Origin of the sequence: Aliisedimentitalea sp. MJ-SS2, assembly GCF_032586155.1 — a bacterium.
Taxonomy (GTDB): Bacteria; Pseudomonadota; Alphaproteobacteria; order Rhodobacterales; family Rhodobacteraceae; genus JAWHTC01.
This window is the reverse complement of the sequence record NZ_JAWHTC010000002.1, coordinates 359,410-379,860: the sequence shown is the minus strand read 5'-3', so window position 1 is coordinate 379,860 and position 20,451 is coordinate 359,410. Positions and strand designations below refer to the sequence as shown.

Genomic DNA, 20,451 nt, shown 5'->3' with positions numbered 1-20,451 from the left:
CCTACTGCGGCGTATGGGGAATGTTGAATTGAGTGAAATCGCGGACATTGGCAAGGCTGACGGTGAGGCGATGGTTGCCGAGTTGCTGGCCCGTGTTGGCGCGCGGGTGCGCAAGGCGAGGCAGCTCAAGGGGTTGCCACGCCGGGTGGTGTCGGAGCGATCCGGTGTGTCTATGCGATACCTGGCGCAGCTGGAGGCGGGCGAAGGGAATATCTCGATCGGGCGACTGGCGCAGGTGGCATTGGTTCTGGATGTGCCGCTAGAGCGGTTGGTGGGTGAGGGTGACCCATGGTCGGAAGATGCTTCGCGCGCCGGAAGGATATGTCTCGTCGGATTGCGCGGGGCCGGGAAGTCGACGCTTGGCGTAGCGGTTGGCGAGGTGCTGGGGCTGCCATTCCTGGAGCTCAATCGCGAGATCGAAGAACATGCGGGCATGCCAGTGACCGAGTTGATGGCGCTATATGGGCCGGAAGGGTATCGAGATCTTGAAGCGCAGGCGCTGGAGCGGGTGATTGCCGGGCGGGACACGGTCGTTCTGGCGGTGGCCGGAGGGATCGTGTCGGAACCGGCGACATACGAGCGTATGCTGAGCCAGTTTCATACCGTGTGGATAAAGGCCCGGCCGGAAGAGCACATGCGTCGTGTGCAGGCGCAGGGGGATTTGCGACCCATGGCCGGGAACCCACAGGCGATGCAGCAGCTACGCGCGATCCTCAAGAGCCGCGAGGCGCTTTATAGCCGGGCGCATGCGGTGCTGGACACGTCCGGACAGGGCGTTGCGCAATCGGCAGAAAACCTGACCCGGGTGATCCGTGACAAGGGGTTTGTCTGACGGCGCTTGGCGCGCGCCGATTGTCTGTCAGTCGTTGTCGGTCAGGCCGGCGCCGGCGCCCAGGAGGCGGGATTCCTCGGTGGCGGGTGCATATATGCGATGGGCGAACTGGTTGAGTGTGTCCCAGGCTGCCGCATCGGGAGTGGAGCGGGTTAGCTCCGGGTTTCCCAGGGCGGTTTCCCCGGCGTGTTCCAGCGTGAGCCTTTCTACTTCCGCTGGAATGCTACCTTGCACGGATAGGGCATCGCCATCTGTCCAGGCGCTGAAGCCTGAGCCAGAGAGTTGCAGCGGTTTGCCGGTTTGCCGAGCCGCCGAGGCCACGAACGGCAACAGGATCGCCGGGGCCGTGGTGGCGCCGATCTCGCCGGGGAGGGTGGCCGCACAATCCGACAGGGCCGAGCCGGTAATCAGCGGGCAGAGGGATTCAGCGCCATTCCAGGGTGCGGCCAGAGTTTTCGGACGGTGGTTGGACAATTCCCCAGCGTAGCCAGCGGCCAGTAGCGAAGCAAGAAGGGTCGGGCCGTCAAGACCCTGGATGCAGAGCCAGCGGGTGGCCTTGCCGGCCTCTTCGGCGAGGCCCCAGTCGTAACCGGCACCACGGGTTGCTTTTTTGGCGGTGACTTCGACTTCGTTCAGGGCAAAGCTCATGACGATACCTCCGTGGGGTAGGTCCAGAAATCGGCGTTCTCGGGCGACAAATCTTCGGGATAGGGCGTGTCCTGGTACATGCAGATGCGCACCCAGCGGTCCGAGCGCGGATCGAAATGGGTGGCCCCGAAGAAAGCCAGTTTCACGCGCAGCATGTCGATGGGCAGCATGTCCGCCGCGATCGTGTTGTCGTGAATTTCGCTGTAGGGGAAGCGGGCGGCGATCTGGGCGCGGCGGACAGTGTGGCGGTGTTCCGGGTGGCGCAGAAGGAACGCGGCAATCGGTTTGTCAGCATCCCAGGTTTTGAGGGCCTGATACGCGCGAGTGGCGTCGCGGGCCGGGGCCAGTGGTTGCTCATATTCTGCGATGGGTTCGTTGAACCGTTCGCCGAGACGGGGTTCGAGTTTTTCTTCCGAGACATACCAGGCGCGAGCGATGTTGCCCTTTGCGTCCCAGTCGAGATCAAAGGCCCAGCCGAAGCTGTTTTCGATCTGTGCCGCGGTGTCACCGATGCTAATGCTGCCGTCGATAGTGAAGGCCTCGGGCGTGTTATCGGCCATCGTCGGCCCAAGGTCGTCGACCAAGTGGCCATAGGGTTCGAGGATGAGAGAGGCGAGCATTTCCTGGGCTTCTTCGCCAAGGTTTGCAGAGGCCCAGTCCATCAAGGCTTGCCATGGTGCGGCGCCGGTGAGACCCGGATCGGACAGGTAGGCGTCGATCTTGGACAGGTCGCCGTGCAAGCTGGCCAGCTTCTCGATCTGGATCGGGTGTTCCGAGTGCCAGCCGGCAAAGGAAATCTTCTGGCAGTCGAACAGCGCTTTGAATTGCGCGATCTCATCGGCGCTGGCCGTGGGCAGGGCGCAAACCCGCGCGATGGCGGTTTCGCGCGCTTCGATCCAGTTGTTGAACAGCACCGGGTGGTTGACGATGAAGGGGGCAAGGCCAAGGCCGGTGGAATTGCCGATGCCAAGGCGCGAGGCGATGGCGGGATCGAGCCGGATGGCCTTGGCGCCACCCTTGGCGCGGGCCATTTCCTCGACCAGATCGCGCACGAAGGCGCGGGTGAGGAAAACCGAGAGCATTTCGATTTGGAACGGGGCCTGCACGTCGGCACGGTGGGCGGTTTTCTCGCGATCCGCAGCGCCGAGCTTGCCCGAGCCGTAGACGGCGGTGGTCCGCATCAGGTAGCCGACCTTTTCAACCTCGTCCCGGTCGGGTTGCTGACCCGAGGCAAGGGCGTCCATCACATGCGCCCAAAGCCGCACCGATCGGTTGGCACGCGACACGGAGAGTTCTCTGTCGGTGACGCGACCGGCCTCCTGGAAAGGTACGTTCTTCTCTAGCCGGTCAAGATCGGCGGTGGTGGGTACGCCGTCAAAGAGCGTGAAGGTGGCGTCCCACGCGGTGGCAATCACCCGGTCCGAGCGCATTTCCGGTGGCAGGTCATGGGCGAAGGCGACGAGCGAATAGGTATGGTCGGGGCCTTGGGCAGTATAGACCGCGCGACCAACGCCCTTGGCATCAATGTCAAACACTGGGCGCGCGAAGCTCCAGTTTTCCTGTGCCATGCGTCGGGTCAATTGACGCATGAAGCTGAGCCGGCATTGATGCATAGACCCCAGACGTGACAGGCGCATGGCGGTCAAGGCGGGGCGCAGGGCGGTGGTTTCGCTCATTTTTCCTACTCCTTGGGGCCGAAGTTTTCGGCGAAAAAGCGGTGCCAGTTGCCGCCCATGATTCCGGCGATTTCGTAACTGTCCATGCCGGTATTGCGCAGGCCGTCCTCGATATTGCCGAAGTGGCGATTGTCCTGGAACCAGTTGGGCATTGGTGGGAAGCCCGGGGCCGATGCCGAGCCTTCGCCATAGTCGATTTCTTTGGTCCAGCGACCGACGCGCATCCATTCGACGATGCTGTCGGGTTGATCCTGGCAGAGGTCGGTGCCGATGCCGAGATGCTCGGCGCCGAACTTTTCAGCGGTGCGCGCGATCATCTCGCAGAAGCTTTCGAGGGTGCAGTCGGTCTTGCCCTTGAGGTGGTGGGGGTAGAGCGAAAAGCCGAACATGCCGCCATTCGAGGTCACGGCACGGATGACCTCGTTGCGCTTGTTGCGCAGGGCCGGTTGCCATTCATGCGGGTTGGCATGGGTGATGGCGATGGGTCGTTCGGAGTGATCGGCGGCGTCGATAGTCGAGCGGTCACCGGAATGGGACATGTCGACAACAAGGCCAACGCGGTTCATTTCACGGATGACCTGTTTGCCCATGCGGGTCAGACCGGCGTCGTAATCTTCGTAACAGCCGGTCGCGAGGAGCGACTGGTTGTTATAGGTGAGCTGCATGAACCGCGCGCCGAGGGTGTGGAGGATTTCGACAAGGCCGATATCGTCCTCGATGGGCGAAGGGTTCTGGAAACCGAAGAAAATCGCGGTGCGCCCGGTTTCGCGGGCGGTGTCGATATCGGCGGCGGTCAGGCCCTTCATGATCAGGTCGGGGTATTGTTCGAACCAGCGGTTCCACTGCTCGAAGTTCAGCACCGTTTCGCGGAAATTCTCGTGATAGGCGATTGTGACATGGACCGCGTCCACGCCCCCCTCGCGCATCTGGCGAAAGATCTTTTCCGACCAGTTGGCGTATTGCAGCCCGTCTATTCTGGGTGCGGGACGCATCAGACCGGGCTCCCGGCGCTGATATAGGCGGTTTTGACCGTGGTGTAGAACTCGGCTGCGTTCTTGCCTTGCTCGCGCGGGCCATAAGAGCTGTCACCGCGCCCGCCGAAGGGCACGTGATAATCGGTGCCGGCGGTGGGAAGGTTGACGGTGACAACGCCGGTCCGGGCGTTGCGGCGGAAATGGGTGGCGCGGGCAAGGCTCTGGGTGACGATGCCCGAGGTCAGCCCGAAATTGGTGTCGTTGACGACGCTTAAGGCCTCGTCATAGCTGCCCACCTTGATCACGCTGGTCAGGGGCGCGAACATTTCCTCGCGGTTGATGCGCATGTCATTGGTGGTGTTCAGGAAGACACCGGGTGACATGTAGAAGCCTTCGGTTTCCATGGTCAGACGTTCGCCGCCGCAGGCCAGTTCAGCGCCTTCGGAGCGACCCAGATCGACATAGGCAAGGTTTTCGTCAAGCTGTTGCTGGCTGACAACCGGGCCCATCTGGGTGCCCTCGGCCAGGGCGTGGCCGACCTTCATCGCCTTGGCGCCTGCGACCAGTTTCTCGGCAAAGGCATCATGGATGGCCTCGTGCACGACAAGGCGCGAAGAGGCGGTGCATTTCTGCCCGGTCCCGCCAAAAGCGCCGCCAAGGGCAAGGGTGACGGCAAGATCGAGATCGGCGTCGTCCATCACGGCGAGGGCGTTTTTCGACCCCATTTCCATCTGCACCTTGGTCAGGTTCTGGATCGCGGCGGCGGCGATGCCTTTGCCGACGGGAACCGAGCCGGTGAAGGAGATGGCGTTCACTTTCGGGCTTTCGACCAGGCGCTGGCCGATAGCGCGGCCCGAGCCCATGACGAGGCTGAACAGGCCCTTGGGAATGTCTTGGCGCGAGATGATCTCGGTCAGGGCAACGGCCGAGGCGGGGGTGATGTTGGCGGGTTTCCACACCACCGCGTTGCCATAGCAAAGCGCCGGGGCGATTTTCCACGAGGCGGTGGCGGTGGGAAAGTTCCACGGGCTGATCACGGCAACAACGCCCACTGCTTCGCGGCGCACGTCGATTTCAACGCCGTCACGGACGCTGTCGGCGTTTTCGCCCAGTTGGCGCAGGCATTCGGCGGCGTAGTAGGTAAAGAACTGACCGGCGCGATAAACCTCGCCCTTGCCTTCGGCAAAGGGTTTGCCCTCTTCGCGGGCCAGAAGGGTGCCAAGTTCCTCGGCCCGGGCCATCAGCTCGTTGCCGATGTTCATCAGCACCGCCTGCTTGCGCTCCATCCCGTAGGCGGCCCATTCGCGCTGGGCCTGATGGGCCTGGTCAAGCGTCGCGTCGAGCTGATCGCTGCTCGCCTGGGCGAACATGCCGACAAGGTCGGAGAGGTCCGAAGGGTTACGATTTTCGATCTCGGAGTCACCCGAGACCCATTCACCAGCCACGAAGTTGAGTTTTGTGTCAGACATCATTCGATTCCATTTGGAAGTTTGGCGGCAGGATGGCTGGACAGGGCAATGTCAGTCAAACTAAAATGATTGAATGAAATTTCAAGAAAGTTGAAACTGTGGCGATCAAGATCGAAATGCTGCGCACCTTCGTAACCGTGGCCCAGAGCGGCAACCTGTCCGAGGCCGCCGCGCGTCTGGGGCGGACCCCGTCGGCGGTGTCGATGACGTTGAAACAGCTTGAGGAACACCTTGTCTGGCGGTTGTTTGAAAGTGACCGAAAAAACCGGCTGACCCGGTTGGGAGAGCAGGTGTTCGAACTGGCGCAGACCGAGCTGCGCCAGTTCGATTATACGCTTGCGGCCATCGAGACCTGCGCCCGCTCGCCCGAGGGGCTGATCCGGGTGGCGTCGATCCCTTCCGTGGCGGCAAGAGTGTTTCCCTTTGCCATCGGGGAGTTGACAAGTCGGCATCCGGGATTGAGCGTCGAGCTGCGCGATACCGATACCGAGCAGGTGATCGACGCGCTGATGCGCGGGCAGGCCGATATCGGCGTCGTGTCGGGGCAGCATACGCTGAACGGTATCCGGCAGGTCGGGCTGTTCCGGGATCGCTATGGCGTGATCTGTGCGCCGGATCACCGTCTTGCCCGGCAGGAGCCAGAGCCGACGATTGATCAGGTCGCCGGGGCGGGGTTCATCCGCAACAACCTGATCAACTCGATCGGAGATGGGGCGTTCCAGCAGGCGATTGCCGGCTCAAAGGTGGTATTGCACAACACCACGTCGTTGTTGGCGATGGTGCGGACCGGGAAATGGGTGACGGTGTTGCCGCAGTCGGTGGTGCAGGCCGAACGCGAGGACCTGGTGTTTCGCCCGGTGGCGGGGGTGCAGGAGAGGAGGCATGTCAGCCTGTTGCTGCGCGAGGGCACGGCCTTTCCGAAATTCGCAGGGGAGCTTTGGGATATCCTGCTGGGGTTCGACTGGGCCGGGACGTAAGGCGTGGTGCGTGAAATCACGCACCCTACGGGGGTTGCCCCCTTCGAATGTTGCGCCTAGGGGTAGGCCATGAAGATACTTTTCCTTGGCGATGTGATGGGCCGGGCCGGACGGCGGGCCATCGTGGAAAACCTGCCGCGTCTGCGCGAAGAGTGGCGGTTGGATTTCGTTGTGGTCAATGGCGAGAATGCCAGCAACGGCATGGGGCTCAGCGCCGAGCATGCCAAGCTGATCCTGGAGGCAGGCGCCGATTGCATCACGCTGGGCGATCATGCGTTTGACCAGAAGGATATGCTGCAGTTCATCGAACGCGAGCCGCGTATCCTGCGCCCCGTCAACTATGCCAAGACCGCACCGGGCAAGGGTGCACGGGTGTTCGAGGCGACGCGCGGACGCAAGGTGCTGGTGGCGCAGGTGTTGGGGCAAGTGTTCATGAAACGCGCCTTTGATGACCCTTGGGGCGCCATCGAGGGTGTTTTGAAATCGCACCCACTGGGCGGCATGGTGCAGGCGTCGATTGTTGATATGCATTGCGAGGCCACCAGCGAAAAGATGGCGATGGGCCATTGGTGCGACGGCAAGGCGAGCCTTGTTGTGGGCACCCATACCCATGTGCCCACAGGAGATACACAGATCCTGCCCGGGGGCACGGCGTTTCAGAGCGATGCGGGGATGTGCGGCGATTACCTGAGCGTGATCGGGATGGAGCGGGCCGAGCCGATGCGGCGTTTCGTGACCGGGATGAGCAAAACCCGGTTTGTCCCGGCCAAGGACGAGGCCACCCTTTCGGGCGTTTATGTCGAGACCGATGACAGGACCGGCAAGGCGACGCGGATCGAGATGGTGCGCCAGGGCGGGCGGCTGGAACAGGCCGGGCCTTGAGCGCGCGGCTGAAGGAACGGATCTGGCTGACCGCGATACTGTGCCTGTTCGGCGCGGGTTGGGGGATCACGCAGCCGTTGTCCAAGATCGTGGTGAGCCAGGGATACCGCCATTTCGGGCTGATCTTCTGGCAGATGGTGATCATCGCGGTGATCCTGGGCGTTGTGCTGGCAATCCGGCGACGGGGGCTGCCATTGGGGCGCAGGCAGGTTTTTTTTTATGTGCTGATCGCGCTGACCGGTACCTTGTTGCCGAATACGGCAAGTTATGAGGCGGTGCGGCACCTGCCGTCCGGTGTCATGTCGGTGTCGATTGCTGCGGTGCCGATGTTTGCCTTTCCCATTGCGCTGATGCTGGGGCTGGACCGGATGTCGATGCTGCGGGTTCTGGGCCTCATGTGCGGTATCGGCGGTGTGGCGTTGCTGGCAGGACCAACGGGGTTGCCCGATCCGGGGATGCTGGCATGGCTGCCGGTGGCGCTGATTGCGCCGCTTCTCTACGGGATCGAGGGCAATGTGGTGGCCAAATGGGGAACCGGCGGGGCCGGGCCGACACAACTTTTGTGCGGGGCGTCGATCGTGGGGGCGTTGATGGCCCTGCCACTGGCGGTCATGACCGGCACGTGGATCGACCCGCGCCCGCCTTGGGGCGCACCCGATTATGCCTTCATGGCCAGCTCGCTGATCCATGCCTTTGTCTATGTCGGGTATGTCTGGCTGGTCGGGCGCGCCGGGCCGGTTTTTGCGGGCCAGGTTGCCTATCTTGTGACCGGATTCGGTGTGGTCTGGGCCATGCTGATCCTGGGGGAACGCTATTCCGGGTATTTCTGGGCTGCGCTTGGATTGATGCTGATCGGGTTGTTCCTGGTGCAACCGCGCGATAACGCGGGGCTTGCGGATGCGGGCCAGCCGGGTGAGGATAAGGCAGCTGACAACATGGACCCCACGCAATGATGGCAGCCCTCGAGATTGGACAGACCGGACAGGCGATGATCACTATAGCCGTGGTGCTGGCGATGTTTGTTTTGTTCCTGCGCGAGACCTATCCCACCGAGGTGGTGGCGATGACCGGTGCGGCGGTTCTGTTGGCACTGGGGGTCTTGCCTTACGATCAGGCATTGACCGTGTTGTCGAATCCAGCACCGTGGACGATCGCAGCGATGTTCATCGTGATGGGCGCGCTGGTGCGGACCGGGGCGCTGGACGCGTTCACCAAGTTCGCCGATGCACAGGCGCGAACCAACCCGAAACTGGCGATTGGGCTCTTGCTGGCTTTTGTGATCCTGGCCAGCGCGGTGGTGTCGAATACACCGGTTGTGGTGGTGATGATCCCGGTATTCGTGCAACTGGCGCGGACCATGGGGTTGAAAGCGTCCAAGTTGCTGATTCCGTTGAGCTATGCCGCGATCCTGGGCGGGACGCTGACCCTGATCGGAACGTCGACGAACCTGCTTGTCGATGGTGTGGCGCGCGCGCAGGGGATGAAGGCGTTTTCGATTTTCGAGGTCACGCCGCTGGGCATCATCCTTGTGATCTGGGGGATGATCTATTTGCGTTTTGTCGGGCCGATGCTGTTGCCGGATCGCGATAGCATGGCGCAGCTTTTGTCTGATCGGTCGAAGATGAAGTTTTTTACTGAGGCCGTGATCCCACCGGAAAGCGAGCTGATAGGGCGGGAAGTCACTGGCGTGCAGATGTTCAAACGGGCCGGTGTCCGATTGATTGACGTGTTGCGCGGCGATGCCTCGCTGCGGCGCGACTTGGCCGGGGTGACGTTGCAGGCTGGGGACCGTGTGGTCTTGCGCACGCAAATGGCCGAGCTGCTGAGCCTGCAACAGGACAAGAGCTTGAAACCCGTGGAACAGGTCAGCGCGGTTGAAACCACGACGGTTGAAGTGCTGATTACGCCGGGGTGCAAGATGATCGGGCGGTCGCTGGGTTCGATGCGGTTGCGGCGGCGGTACGGGGTTTATCCGCTGGCGGTGCATCGCAAGAACCAGAATATCGGGCGGCAGTTGGATGACCTCGTGGTACGGGTCGGGGATACGCTGTTGCTGGAAGGATCTCCGGCGGACATTCAGCGCCTGTCAATTGACATGGACATGGTGGATGTCAGCCAACCGACGGCGCGGGCGTTTCGGCGGCAACATGCACCGATTGCGATTATTGCGTTGATCGCGTTGGTGGCGCTGGCGGGGTTCGGCGTGGCGCCGATTTTCATGCTGGCGATACTGGCCGTGGTCGCGGTGCTAATCACCCGCTGCATTGACGCGGACGAGGCGTTTTCCTTTGTTGACGGACGATTGCTGGCGCTGATCTTTTCGATGCTTGCGATCGGGGCGGCGCTCGAAGCGTCTGGTGCCGTGAAGCTGATCGTAGAGGCGGTGGCGCCGTTTTTGGCGCTGTTGCCGGGGGCGCTGATTGTCTGGGCGATTTACTTGCTGACCTCTGTGTTGACCGAGATGGTGAGCAACAATGCGGTGGCCGTGGTGGTCACGCCGATTGCCATTGGTCTGGCGGATGCGATGGGGATTGATGCAAGGCCGCTGGTGGTGGCGGTGATGGTGGCGGCAAGCGCCAGCTTTGCCACGCCGATTGGCTATCAGACCAACATGCTGGTCTATGGCCCAGGTGGCTACAAGTTCACCGACTTCATGCGGGTCGGTGTTCCGCTGAACCTGTCGATTGGGCTACTGGCGAGTGTGCTGATTCCGTTTTTCTGGCCTCTTTGAGCGGCTGCTCGTCCGGTTCTGGAGCGCTGGTTTTGCGGAAGGCGTCGTGTAGTCGCTGAAGTGTACGACCGGCCTTCTGCATCGGAGAGGCCGCGCTTTGCAGGTTCCAGTCAATCGGGTTGACCGTGCGGGCGATGCCGGTGAAGCCGGGGGCCGAGACAATACCGTTCGCCTGCAATCGTGCAAAAAGCTGCCCCGCGATTTCCGGCTTTACCTTCAAAGCCTTGGCCAAGCGGGCAGGCGAGCAGGATCCGTGCACACGGGTATATTGCAGCGCCCAGGGATATTGCGCTGAAGCCGCGGGTGACAGCGGACCCACCGCGCTGGAAGAAGCGACGGATGGCACCAAGGGGGCGAGCCCCAGTGCGGTGAGACGGGTATTGAATTGGCGTCTGTTCATGGGGTTGAGTTGGGAATGCGCAGGGACGGTTTCATGGGGAAAATGCGCGGGAAATTCCCTGAGGGTGGTTGTTTGAAGGCGGGGAGGGTGATTTTGTCGGGGTGGGAAGGTGGGCAGATTGCCCACCCTACGGGGAGGGAAACATGCCGAAACTGAGATCATCGATCGTGACGGAGGGAAAGACGGCGGCGGCGGCGCGGTCGTTGTGGCTGGCGGGTGGCGTCAAGAAAGAGGATTTCGGCAAGCCGGTGATCGCAGTGGCCAATTCGTTCACCGAGTTCGTGCCAGGCCACGTCCATCTGGCCGAAGTGGGGCGGTTGGTGTGCGAAGAGATTTGGGCGGCGGGGGGCATTCCGCGGGAATTCAGCACCATCGCCGTGGATGATGGGATCGCCATGGGGCATGACGGGATGCTGTATTCGCTTCCCAGCCGCGAGTTGATCGCCGACAGCATCGAATATATGGCCAATGCCCATTGCGTTGATGCGATGATCTGTATCTCGAATTGCGACAAGATCACGCCGGGAATGTTGATGGCGGGGCTGCGCCTGAATATTCCGGTGATATTCGTGTCCGGCGGGCCGATGGAGGCCGGGCGGCTGCCGGGGCAGAAAGAAGTCACACGGGTTGATCCGATCCAGGCCTATGTGGCGGCCTTTGATCCTGAGCAGGGCAATGCGGCACAGGCGATCGAGGATCACGCCTGCCCGACCTGCGGGTCGTGCTCGGGGATGTTCACGGCCAATTCGATGAACTGCCTGGCCGAGGCGATTGGTTTGGCATTGCCCGGGAATGGGTCGATGCTGGCGACGCATGCGGACAGGAAGGATTTGTTTCAGAAAGCGGCGCGACGGGTCGTCGCGTTGGCAGAGGCGTTTTATCAAGACGACAACGAGGCGATCTTGCCGCGCGCAATCGCTGGCAAGGCGGCGTTTGAAAATGCGATGAAGGTTGATATCGCCATGGGTGGGTCGACCAACACGATCCTGCACATGCTGGCGATGGCAGCGGAAGCAGGCGTGGATTTCTCCATGGCGGATATCGACCGGTTGAGCCGTGAAGTGCCGTATCTGTGCAAGGTGTCGCCCGCGACGCAGGACTATTACATGGAGGACGTGCACCGCGCCGGTGGCATCATGGGGCTGATGGGCGAATTGCAGCGGGCCGGGGTGCTGGATGATAGCGCGATGACCGTGTCGGGGCAGTCGATGGCCGAGCAATTGGCCAAGTGGGACATCCTGCAAAGCGGGGATGAAGAGGTCAGCCATTTCTATCGCGCAGCGCCGGGCGGGCGCCGGACGATCCAAGCCTATAGCCAGGACATGCGCTGGCAAGAGATGGACCTGGACCGTGAAAACGGGTGTATTCGCCGTATCGAGAATGCCTATTCGCAAGAGGGCGGGCTGTCGGTGCTGCGCGGCAATATCGCGCCCGATGGATGCGTCGTGAAGACCGGGGCGGTGCCCAAGCAGATGTTGCGCTGGGAAGGGGTGGCGCGGGTGTTTGACGATCAGGATGCGGCGTTGGAGGCGATTGATGGCGGGCAGATTGAGCCGGGTTCGGCGGTGGTGATCCGCTATGAAGGGCCCAGGGGTGGGCCGGGCATGCAGGAGATGCTGAAGCCAACCATGAGCCTGAAGGCGACACGCGTGGATGACAGTTGTGCGCTGATCACAGATGGGCGGTTTTCCGGCGCGACGGCGGGGTTGTCGATTGGTCATGTGTCGCCCGAGGCGGCGGCGGGTGGGGCGATTGGGCTGATCCGCGAGGGGGACCGGATTGCTATTGATATTCCTGCAAGGCAAATCGAATTGCTGGTGTCCGACGCGGAACTGGACGAGCGGCGGGCCGAGATGGAGGCTAGCGACAAGCCGTGGCGGGCGGTTGGACGCAATCGTGAGGTAAGCGCGGCATTGCGGGTTTACGCAGCCTTTGCCGAAAGCGCTGACAAGGGCGGTTTCCGGCGTGTGCCATGAGTGACCGAAGCATTTGTCACGATTTGATGAGAGGTGTTGAAAAAGCCAGAGCCACGCGCACTTAATGGGGGCACAGCGTGAAAGGGACACTTCATGAGCTATGAAAAGACCGAAGACGCAATTGCCCGCCTGACACCGGAGCAGTTTCGCGTCACCCAGCAGAGCGGGACCGAACGGCCCTGGTCGGGCGAGTTGACCACGAACAAGGCGGTGGGTCTTTACGTGGATATCGTGTCGGGTGAGCCGCTGTTCGTGTCGGGAGACAAATATGAGAGCGGATGCGGCTGGCCGAGTTTCACCAAGCCGGTGGAAGCTGCGCATGTTACCGAGCATCGTGACCTGACCCACGGGATGGTGCGGGTCGAGGTGCGCTCGAAACATGGGGACAGCCATCTGGGGCACGTGTTCCCGGATGGGCCACCCGAGCATGGCGGTCTGCGCTATTGCATCAATTCGGCCTCGTTGCGGTTCATTCCGAAGGACGAAATGGAGGCCGAAGGGTACGGGGCCTATCTGGATCAGGTGGAGGATGTGGCATGAGCGAACGCGCAGTTCTGGCCGGTGGCTGTTTCTGGGGTATGCAGGATTTGATCCGCAAGCTGCCCGGTGTTGAGAGCACGCGGGTGGGATATACCGGCGGCGATGTGCCCAACGCGACCTATCGAAACCACGGCACCCATGCCGAGGGGATCGAAATAGTTTTTGACCCGGCACGGATCAGCTATCGCGACCTGCTGGAGTTCTTTTTCCAGATCCACGACCCGACCACGCCGAACCGTCAGGGCAATGACCGGGGCATGTCGTACCGGTCGGCCATCTATTATGCGGACGAGACGCAAATGGCGTTGGCCGAGGACACGATTGCAGATGTTGAGGCGTCTGGCCTGTGGCCGGGTAAGGTTGTCACCGAAGTTGAGCCGGTGGGTGACTTCTGGGAGGCGGAGCCGGAGCATCAGGATTACCTGGAACGGGTTCCCAACGGTTATACCTGCCACTTCCCGCGGGCAGGGTGGGTTTTGCCGAAACGGGCGGCCGGGGAATAGGACCTAGCCGCGTTCCGTGATTACCGCATCCATGGCCGCTTGAACGTCCTCGGGGCGGGTACGATGATTGGTGATTGCGGCGCGCAGGCAGGTGACCTTGTGTCCGTTGATCTGGGCCCAGGTGGTTGAGAACACCGCCTGACCCGAGTTTTGAAGATCCTGGGCGATGCGCATGTTCAAATTGCTTTGCGTTTCGGGGTCGAGGGATGCATCGGCCGTGAAAACGCAGAGGTTCGACACCACCGGGGCCGCCAGTTGCATGTTCTGTGTCTCGCTGACCAACGCGCCCATTTGCGCGGCGGCGTGGCAGTTGGCGGTGATGGCTTTGCCCAGCTTTTCGGCGCCGTGAGCCTTGATCGCGCTCCAGACTTTCAGGGCTCGGGGGCCACGTGACAGATCGATGCCATAGTCGCAAAACCACGGATCGCCGCCGGCAAGGCCAGTGTCCATAGCTTCGAGATAGGAGGGACGGGCCGCAAAGGCGGCGCGGTGTTCGTTCTCGTTACGGATCAGAACAAGACCGCATTCGTAGGGAACATACATCCACTTGTGGAAGTCGCAGGCCATGCTGTCGGCGCGACCGATCCCTTCGCTGAGCGCGCGCCATGGGGCATCCGCCAGTCGTGTCCAGGCACCGAAAGCGCCATCGACGTGCAGCCAGAGGTTTTCCTCTGCCGCGACGTCGGCCAGCGCGTTCAGATCGTCGAATTGGCCGAAGTCCACCGATCCGGCGGTGCCGAAGAGGGCGAAGGGAATGGCGCCGTCGGCGCGGTCTTGTGCGGCCCGTCGTTTCAGCGCGGCTATATCGACCTGCCCATCGATCTGGGGAATCCGGCGCAGGTTGTCTGAACCGATGCCAAGAAGCTCGATCGCTTTGCGGGCAGCATTGTGGATGCCCGCCCCGGCATAGGCGGTCAAGCGCTGGGCGCCCTGGCCGGTTGTGCGTACCTCGGGCCCCAGTGCACGCAACCGGGCCGCCGAGAGCGCGATAACCGTTGCCTGGGACGTGCCGGTGACCAGGACGCCCGAGGCGGTGTCGGGGAACCCCATCTGGCGGCGGGTCCAATCGATCACGGCGCGTTCAACGTAAACCATGCCGTGATCACGCCCGCCGCAATTCGAGTTCATCGTGGCGGCAACCATTTCGGCAAGCAGGCCCTCGGCCATACCTGTGCCATGGACCCAGCCGAAGAAGCGGGGATGAGTGTTGCCGGTGTTGTAGGGCATCACAGTCTCGCGCAGGGCGGTTGTCAGATCGTCCGAGGCGGCACCCTTGTCGGGCAGCACGTAGCTGTGCCGGATATCCTGCGGGACCGGTTGCCAAGGCAGGTTGCGGGCCTGTTCCAGCCGGTCGAGGCAGGCCTCGAGCAGGTCATGGGCTTTGGCGCGGAACTCGCCCCAATCCTCGGGGTCGAGGCTGGTGTTGGACATTTCGGTGGCCTTGGGGGACATGCGCAATCCTTCCGTGGGGTGAGCGTAAGCGGAGCGTCAACGGCTGCACATTAGGTGGCTTGGATAGGCAAGGCTACCGTTCGCGGCAAGACAGGATGGAAAAGATGTCGGTTTCGGAGGGCGCGCCGGATCACACCGGTTCCGAGGTGAGCCAGACCCCGCCTTCGGGGCGCAGTGTCAGGATCATGACCGGTTTCGGTGTGCGCCCGGGCACAAGGTGGAAACGTCGGCGCGACAATAGGGTGGCGAGGATAATCACCGCCTCCTGAATGGCAAAGCTGGCGCCGATACAGATGCGTGGTCCGTCTCCAAAGGGCAGGTAGGCAAAGCGTTGCACCGATTTGCGGTCGGCAAAGCGGTCTGGGCGGAAGGCATCGGGGCCATCCCAGAGCACACGGTTGCGGTGCAGCGCATAGATCGGGATCATTACCGTGTCGCCGGGCAGAACCTCGCGCCCGCACAGCTCATCGTGTTCCTGTGCGGTGCGCGAGATGATTCCGGCAGGGGGGTAAAGGCGCAGGGCCTCGTCCACGATCATGCGGATGAAGGGGAGGTTGTCGAGGTCATCAGCGGTGGCGATGCGGCCATCGAGGGCGGATTGAGCTTCGGTTCGGGCGCGGGCCTGCACGTCCTGATCAAAGGCACAGAGGTAGAGTGCCCATGACAGGGTGAGGGCGGTGGTTTCGTGACCGGCAACGATGAAGGTCAGCAGGTTGTCGCGCAGTTCGGCGGTGTTCATCTTGCGCTTGGTTTCCGGGTCTTCGCCCTCGAGTAACAGGTCGAGCAGATCGGGTATGTCGCGCGGCCCCTTGGCAGCCCGAGCTTCGACCGCACCGTCTGCCAGCGCCTTCATGTCATTCACCGCGCGCCCGGTGAAGATACGGCCCGGGCGGGGCACCCAATCGGGGAACCCCAGCACGTCAAACAGCGACAGGCGTGCGGCGGCGTCGATATAGCTGTCGATGGCGCGGTGGACCTCTTCGGGCTCGAACCTTGAGCCTTCGGAAAAGGTGACGTTGCCGATCACCTCGAAAGTGGCGCGAACCATCTCGACATACATGTCGACGGCGCGGGGGCCTGCAGCCGTGATCCGATTGAGGCTGGTTTCTGCCGCTGCGGACATCACCGGGGCAAGGTTGGTGACGTTGCGATGGGAAAAGGCCGGAGCGGCGGCGCGGCGTTGCCAGCGCCAATGCGCCCCTTCGGCGATAAAGAGCGAGTCACCGATCGCCGGTTTCAGAAGGTTCTTGGTAACCAGAGATTTCGGGTAATTGTCGAGGTTTTCCAGAAGCATCCGGCGAATAGCATCGGGGTCCATCACCATGTGCCAGCGTTTGGCGGTGCGTCCCGAGACCATCGGTTGGCGGGTGGCAATCTCGGGCAGGATTTCCAGAAGGTTGCGCCGCGCGGCATTGAGGCTGGCAAGAATGCCCATTGGCTGGGTGACCAGCGGCACATGTACCGGAAGATCGGCAGAACTCATATCGCCCTCCACGACAGTTACATGATGATATAGGCGGCGGGGTGCGTGTTTCAAACGCCTGTTCTTGTGATTGCACGCATGGCCTGCCTGCGTTATCGAGGAGCTTGCAACCAAGGGGGATGCCATGTTTCGCGCCATTTTTCGCAATGCAACGCTTTTACTGGGGCTGAGTTTTCTGGTCGCCTGTACCAACGCAAATGACTTGGATAAACCCCCCGTCGCGTTGGGCAATTTCGCGCTGGGCCACAATGTCGTGGTGGCCCCGAACATGGTCAAGGGGCCACTGTCACGCGACGCCGACAAGGACAAGTTCATCGCTGCGATGACGGATGCGATGGATGAACGGTTTGGCCGTTACGAGGGCGACAAGTTCTACCATTTTGGTATCAGCCTTGAAGGTTATGTCCTGGCGCAGCCCGGTATCCCGCTATTAGTCAGCCCGAAATCGATCCTGATCGTGAACGTCACTGTGTGGGATGACGCGGCTGGCAAGAAGCTGACTGAAAAGCCCGAACAGATCACCGTGATAGAGAGCTTTGGCGGTCATACGATCCTTGGTTCAGGCTATACCCAGACAGAAGAAGAGCAGATGCAGGGCCTGGCGCGCAACGTGGCCAAGGAAATTCAGAACTACCTGCGCAGACAAGATCGCGCCGAGGGCTGGTTCAAGGACAAGAAGGATGATGTGGCCAAGGTTGAGGAAGAGGTCGTGTCGGACGAAGAGAAAATCGAAGAAGCAACTGAGGAGTAAGCCGGGTTTTGTCGGCTTGCCAAGCGCGCGGAAGGGCGAACGCTTCTGCGCGACCCGATTTTACGCCAGCCAAGTGCATCCGGGCCTTGATTTCCTGACCATAACCAAATAAACGGCGCGCGGAGTGAAACTTGGCCCGCCGTGCAAATCCGGGGGCCACAAGCAAAGGGCGCCGGACGATGGCAAAGGAAAAGTTTGAACGCACGAAACCGCACGTGAACATCGGGACTGTTGGTCACGTTGACCACGGCAAGACGACGTTGACGGCGGCGATCACCAAGTATTTCGGTGACTTCAAGGCCTACGACCAGATCGACGGTGCCCCCGAAGAGAAGGCGCGCGGCATCACCATCTCGACCGCGCACGTCGAGTATGAAACCGAGAACCGCCACTACGCCCACGTCGACTGCCCCGGCCACGCTGACTATGTGAAGAACATGATCACCGGTGCGGCGCAGATGGACGGCGCGATCCTGGTATGCTCGGCGGCCGATGGCCCCATGCCCCAGACCCGCGAGCACATCCTGCTGGGTCGCCAGGTTGGTATCCCCGCGTTCACCGTTTACATGAACAAGGTTGACCAGGTTGACGACGAAGAGCTTCTGGAGCTCGTCGAGATGGAAATCCGCGAGTTGCTGTCGAGCTACGAGTACCCGGGCGACGATATCCCGATCGTGGCCGGTTCGGCCCTGGCCGCGCTGGAAGGTCGTGATCCGGAAATCGGTGAGAACTCGATCCGCAAGCTGATGGAAGAGGTTGACGCCTACATCCCGACGCCCGAGCGCGCGATTGACCAGCCGTTCCTGATGCCGATCGAAGACGTGTTCTCGATCTCGGGTCGTGGTACCGTTGTGACCGGCCGTGTCGAGCGTGGCGTGATCAACGTGGGCGACGAGATCGAAATCGTCGGCATCCGCGACACCACCAAGACCACCTGCACCGGTGTTGAAATGTTCCGCAAGCTGCTGGATCGCGGTGAAGCCGGCGACAACATCGGCGCCCTGCTGCGCGGTGTTGACCGTGAAGGTGTCGAGCGTGGCCAGGTTCTGTGTAAGCCGGGCTCGGTGACACCGCACACCAAGTTCACGGCCGAGGCCTATATCCTGACCAAGGAAGAGGGTGGCCGTCACACGCCGTTCTTTGCCAACTATCGTCCGCAGTTCTACTTCCGGACCACGGACGTGACCGGCACGGTTGAACTGGCCGAAGGCACCGAGATGGTGATGCCGGGCGACAACGTGTCGTTCACGGTTGAGTTGATCGCGCCGATCGCCATGGAAGACGGTCTGCGCTTCGCCATCCGTGAAGGCGGCCGCACCGTCGGTGCCGGCGTCGTCGCAAAAATCATCGAGTAATTCGGATCACATCCGGATGAAGAGGCCGCCCTTTGGGGCGGCCTTTTTCGTTTCGGATGGGCTGTTGAGATTTGTTGAAGTGTTTGCAATTCAAACGGATTGATGCCTTCTTGGGCAAGCCGTCGATGAAGCGGCTGGATGTGAAACGGAGCTGTGGAAGGTGTTTAGGGTTATCGGTTTCTTGGGTCTTACGGTGGGCGTTTGCCTGCATCCGACCGGCACTGTGGCCAAGGCCAGTCTGAACAGTTCCGAGAAAACCCATGCCCGGGTCTGCCTTGATTACGATGCCCCGAACGAGGATATGATCGGGATATGCCAGAAGGCGCTTGACGAGGGCGGTTATAGCAGGCGGCAGCATATCGGCATTCTGGACAATCTGGGCGATGCATATCGCAATCTTGAACAGTGGCAGAAAGCCAGAGCCGCCTATGGCGAGATTTTACAACTCGATCCCAGCGAGCACCGGGGGCTGAACGGGTTGGCCTGGGTGGCCTATGACCAGGGGGATTACGTCAAGGCGATGCAACTGTTCCAGGTGTCGCTTGATGCCGGGCCATCGGGGGATGGGTGGGCCGGTTATGCCGCCGCCGGGTATTGGGGTGAGTTGCTGGCAGCGGACGAGGCGCTGAGACTGGTCGACGTTGCCCTGTCGATCCAGGGCGAGGACCGCTGGAACCTGCGTACCAAGGGTTGGATCCTGTATGAAGAGCGACGTTTCGAAGAGGCGATCAAGCCGTTTGAGCGGGCGTTGGAACTGAACGCATCTGACGCCAATGCGCGCAAAGGGTTGGCCCAGGTGTTCTTCGAAATCGGTCGCAACGAAGAGGCGTTGGAGCACATCAACGCGGCGGCCGAGCTGCGTCCGGACAATGTCGAAATCCTGATTTGGCGCTCGAACATCGCGCGTGTGAACGGCAATGCGTTCCGGGCGCTGCGGGACGCCGAACTGGTGGTTGAGATCGCCCCGAAACGCTCTGACGGTGTTGTGCTCAAGGCGCGGGCCTTTTCGGAAATGGGTATGGATTTCCTGGCAATGACGACCCTGCTCGAGGCGGGTGAGGCGCATGGTGCGTCGAGCTTCTACCGCTATTGGACCGCGTATTTCTTATGGCGCAATGACCGGCTGGATGATGCACGCGCGATGATCATGCGCAATGTCGAAGGGGACGACGCCGACGGGTATGACCATAAGCTTCTGGCGCGGATTGCTCTTGAACAGGACGATCTTGCCACGGCGGAGAAAGCTGTTTCCGCGGGCTTGGAGATTGCGCCCTGGATGAACGGGCTGATGTTTCTAGAGGTGAGAATCAAGGTTTTGCACGGGAAGTTCGACGAGGCCGAGGTGCTGTTCGACAAGGCGATCGAAACGGGTCTTCCCAAGGGTTATGTCGGTGATTTTGCCAAGCTTCTGATCGAGAATGATCAGACCGCCCGTGCGCTTGCCCTGCGTGCAAGGCATGAGTGAGTGAGGGTGAGGCCCATGTTTCCGGTGTGAAGACGGGTCGAGGCCCCGCCTAGGCAGCGACGGTCCCGCTGGTGCCGCAACATGAACTGCAAGCTGCCACGCATGTATCGTCAGGGGACGAAGAAAACGCCTTGCGCACCGTTTACGGGTGTGCGCCGCCCTGACCGGGTATTGTTGCAGGTATGATCCGGAAATACTGTCATTCCGGCTTGCAATCAGGTTGGTGCGGTATTAAATCCTGCCTCGGCCTTAGGGGTATAGCTCAGCTGGTAGAGCGACGGTCTCCAAAACCGTAGGTCGCGGGTTCGAACCCTGCTGCCCCTGCCAAATACTCGGA

The 20,451-nt window shown here is 61.5% G+C and carries 18 protein-coding genes and 1 tRNA gene; 12 read left to right on the top strand and 7 right to left on the bottom strand.

The window, feature by feature from the left end:
* Positions 1 to 28: 28 nt before the first annotated feature.
* Positions 29 to 832 carry a helix-turn-helix transcriptional regulator gene (locus RXV86_RS08315; RefSeq protein ID WP_316299037.1) on the top strand — a complete coding sequence of 268 codons (804 nt, stop codon included), beginning with the start codon at positions 29 to 31 and terminating at the stop codon, positions 830 to 832.
* A 27-nt stretch (positions 833 to 859) separates the two neighbouring features.
* Here RXV86_RS08315 and RXV86_RS08310 read toward each other — a convergent pair whose 3' ends face one another.
* The 4 genes from RXV86_RS08310 to RXV86_RS08295 are packed head-to-tail and all read right to left on the bottom strand — an operon-like array spanning position 860 to position 5,599.
* Positions 860 to 1,480: a DUF3726 domain-containing protein gene (locus RXV86_RS08310; protein WP_316299036.1), complete on the bottom strand. Its 621-nt coding sequence runs from the start codon at positions 1,478 to 1,480 to the stop codon at positions 860 to 862.
* Positions 1,477 to 3,156, bottom strand: a complete 1,680-nt coding sequence (locus RXV86_RS08305) for a hypothetical protein (protein ID WP_316299035.1) — start codon at positions 3,154 to 3,156, stop codon at positions 1,477 to 1,479. Before RXV86_RS08305 ends, RXV86_RS08310 begins: the two co-directional genes overlap by 4 nt.
* 5 nt (positions 3,157 to 3,161) lie before the next feature.
* The gene (locus tag RXV86_RS08300; protein ID WP_316299034.1) at positions 3,162 to 4,148 is read right to left on the bottom strand and encodes a membrane dipeptidase; all 987 of its coding nucleotides are present in this window, start codon (positions 4,146 to 4,148) and stop codon (positions 3,162 to 3,164) included.
* Positions 4,148 to 5,599 (bottom strand): aldehyde dehydrogenase family protein, encoded by a 1,452-nt coding sequence (locus RXV86_RS08295; protein ID WP_316299033.1) that lies wholly within the window; start codon positions 5,597 to 5,599, stop codon positions 4,148 to 4,150. Before RXV86_RS08295 ends, RXV86_RS08300 begins: the two co-directional genes overlap by 1 nt.
* A gap of 98 nt (positions 5,600 to 5,697) precedes the next feature.
* Between RXV86_RS08295 and RXV86_RS08290 the strand changes: the two genes are divergently transcribed.
* From RXV86_RS08290 to RXV86_RS08275, 4 genes are all read left to right on the top strand, one after another.
* Entirely contained in the window at positions 5,698 to 6,576 is an 879-nt protein-coding gene (locus RXV86_RS08290; protein WP_316299032.1) for a LysR family transcriptional regulator, read from the top strand.
* Between the two features lie 69 nt (positions 6,577 to 6,645).
* Positions 6,646 to 7,458 (top strand): TIGR00282 family metallophosphoesterase, encoded by an 813-nt coding sequence (locus tag RXV86_RS08285; protein WP_316299031.1) that lies wholly within the window; start codon positions 6,646 to 6,648, stop codon positions 7,456 to 7,458.
* Positions 7,455 to 8,411, top strand: coding sequence for a DMT family transporter (locus RXV86_RS08280; RefSeq protein WP_316299030.1), 957 nt, complete (start codon positions 7,455 to 7,457; stop codon positions 8,409 to 8,411). Before RXV86_RS08285 ends, RXV86_RS08280 begins: the two co-directional genes overlap by 4 nt.
* Positions 8,411 to 10,189 carry an SLC13 family permease gene (locus tag RXV86_RS08275; RefSeq protein ID WP_316300205.1) on the top strand — a complete coding sequence of 593 codons (1,779 nt, stop codon included), beginning with the start codon at positions 8,411 to 8,413 and terminating at the stop codon, positions 10,187 to 10,189. Before RXV86_RS08280 ends, RXV86_RS08275 begins: the two co-directional genes overlap by 1 nt.
* On the opposite strand, the gene RXV86_RS08270 is transcribed toward RXV86_RS08275, so the two are convergent.
* Positions 10,110 to 10,589, bottom strand: a complete 480-nt coding sequence (locus tag RXV86_RS08270) for a hypothetical protein (protein WP_316299029.1) — start codon at positions 10,587 to 10,589, stop codon at positions 10,110 to 10,112. The genes RXV86_RS08275 and RXV86_RS08270 overlap by 80 nt on opposite strands.
* 143 nt (positions 10,590 to 10,732) lie before the next feature.
* On the opposite strand from RXV86_RS08270, the gene ilvD reads away from it, so the two are divergent.
* The 3 genes from ilvD (at position 10,733) to msrA (ending at position 13,608) form a co-directional block, all read left to right on the top strand.
* Positions 10,733 to 12,565 (top strand): dihydroxy-acid dehydratase, encoded by a 1,833-nt coding sequence (gene ilvD, locus RXV86_RS08265; protein ID WP_316299028.1) that lies wholly within the window; start codon positions 10,733 to 10,735, stop codon positions 12,563 to 12,565.
* Positions 12,566 to 12,658: 93 nt separating this feature from the next.
* The gene (gene msrB, locus RXV86_RS08260) at positions 12,659 to 13,105 is read left to right on the top strand and encodes a peptide-methionine (R)-S-oxide reductase MsrB (RefSeq protein WP_316299027.1); all 447 of its coding nucleotides are present in this window, start codon (positions 12,659 to 12,661) and stop codon (positions 13,103 to 13,105) included.
* On the top strand, positions 13,102 to 13,608 hold the full coding sequence (gene msrA / locus RXV86_RS08255; RefSeq protein ID WP_316299026.1) for a peptide-methionine (S)-S-oxide reductase MsrA: 507 nt from the start codon (positions 13,102 to 13,104) through the stop codon (positions 13,606 to 13,608). Before msrB ends, msrA begins: the two co-directional genes overlap by 4 nt.
* A gap of 3 nt (positions 13,609 to 13,611) precedes the next feature.
* On the opposite strand, the gene RXV86_RS08250 is transcribed toward msrA, so the two are convergent.
* Positions 13,612 to 15,060, bottom strand: a complete 1,449-nt coding sequence (locus RXV86_RS08250) for a pyridoxal-dependent decarboxylase (RefSeq protein WP_316299025.1) — start codon at positions 15,058 to 15,060, stop codon at positions 13,612 to 13,614.
* Between the two features lie 130 nt (positions 15,061 to 15,190).
* Positions 15,191 to 16,543 carry a cytochrome P450 gene (locus RXV86_RS08245; protein ID WP_316299024.1) on the bottom strand — a complete coding sequence of 451 codons (1,353 nt, stop codon included), beginning with the start codon at positions 16,541 to 16,543 and terminating at the stop codon, positions 15,191 to 15,193.
* A gap of 124 nt (positions 16,544 to 16,667) precedes the next feature.
* Between RXV86_RS08245 and RXV86_RS08240 the strand changes: the two genes are divergently transcribed.
* The 4 genes from RXV86_RS08240 to RXV86_RS08225 all read left to right on the top strand — a co-directional run bounded on the left by RXV86_RS08240 (position 16,668) and on the right by RXV86_RS08225 (position 20,441).
* On the top strand, positions 16,668 to 17,294 hold the full coding sequence (locus RXV86_RS08240) for a hypothetical protein (RefSeq protein ID WP_316299023.1): 627 nt from the start codon (positions 16,668 to 16,670) through the stop codon (positions 17,292 to 17,294).
* Positions 17,295 to 17,473: 179 nt separating this feature from the next.
* The gene (gene tuf, locus RXV86_RS08235; protein WP_316299022.1) at positions 17,474 to 18,649 is read left to right on the top strand and encodes an elongation factor Tu; all 1,176 of its coding nucleotides are present in this window, start codon (positions 17,474 to 17,476) and stop codon (positions 18,647 to 18,649) included.
* 160 nt (positions 18,650 to 18,809) lie between these two features.
* Complete coding sequence (locus RXV86_RS08230) at positions 18,810 to 20,114, top strand: tetratricopeptide repeat protein (RefSeq protein WP_316299021.1); 1,305 nt, start codon at positions 18,810 to 18,812, stop codon at positions 20,112 to 20,114.
* Positions 20,115 to 20,365: 251 nt separating this feature from the next.
* Positions 20,366 to 20,441 (top strand) — tRNA-Trp (locus RXV86_RS08225).
* Positions 20,442 to 20,451 lie beyond the last annotated feature (10 nt).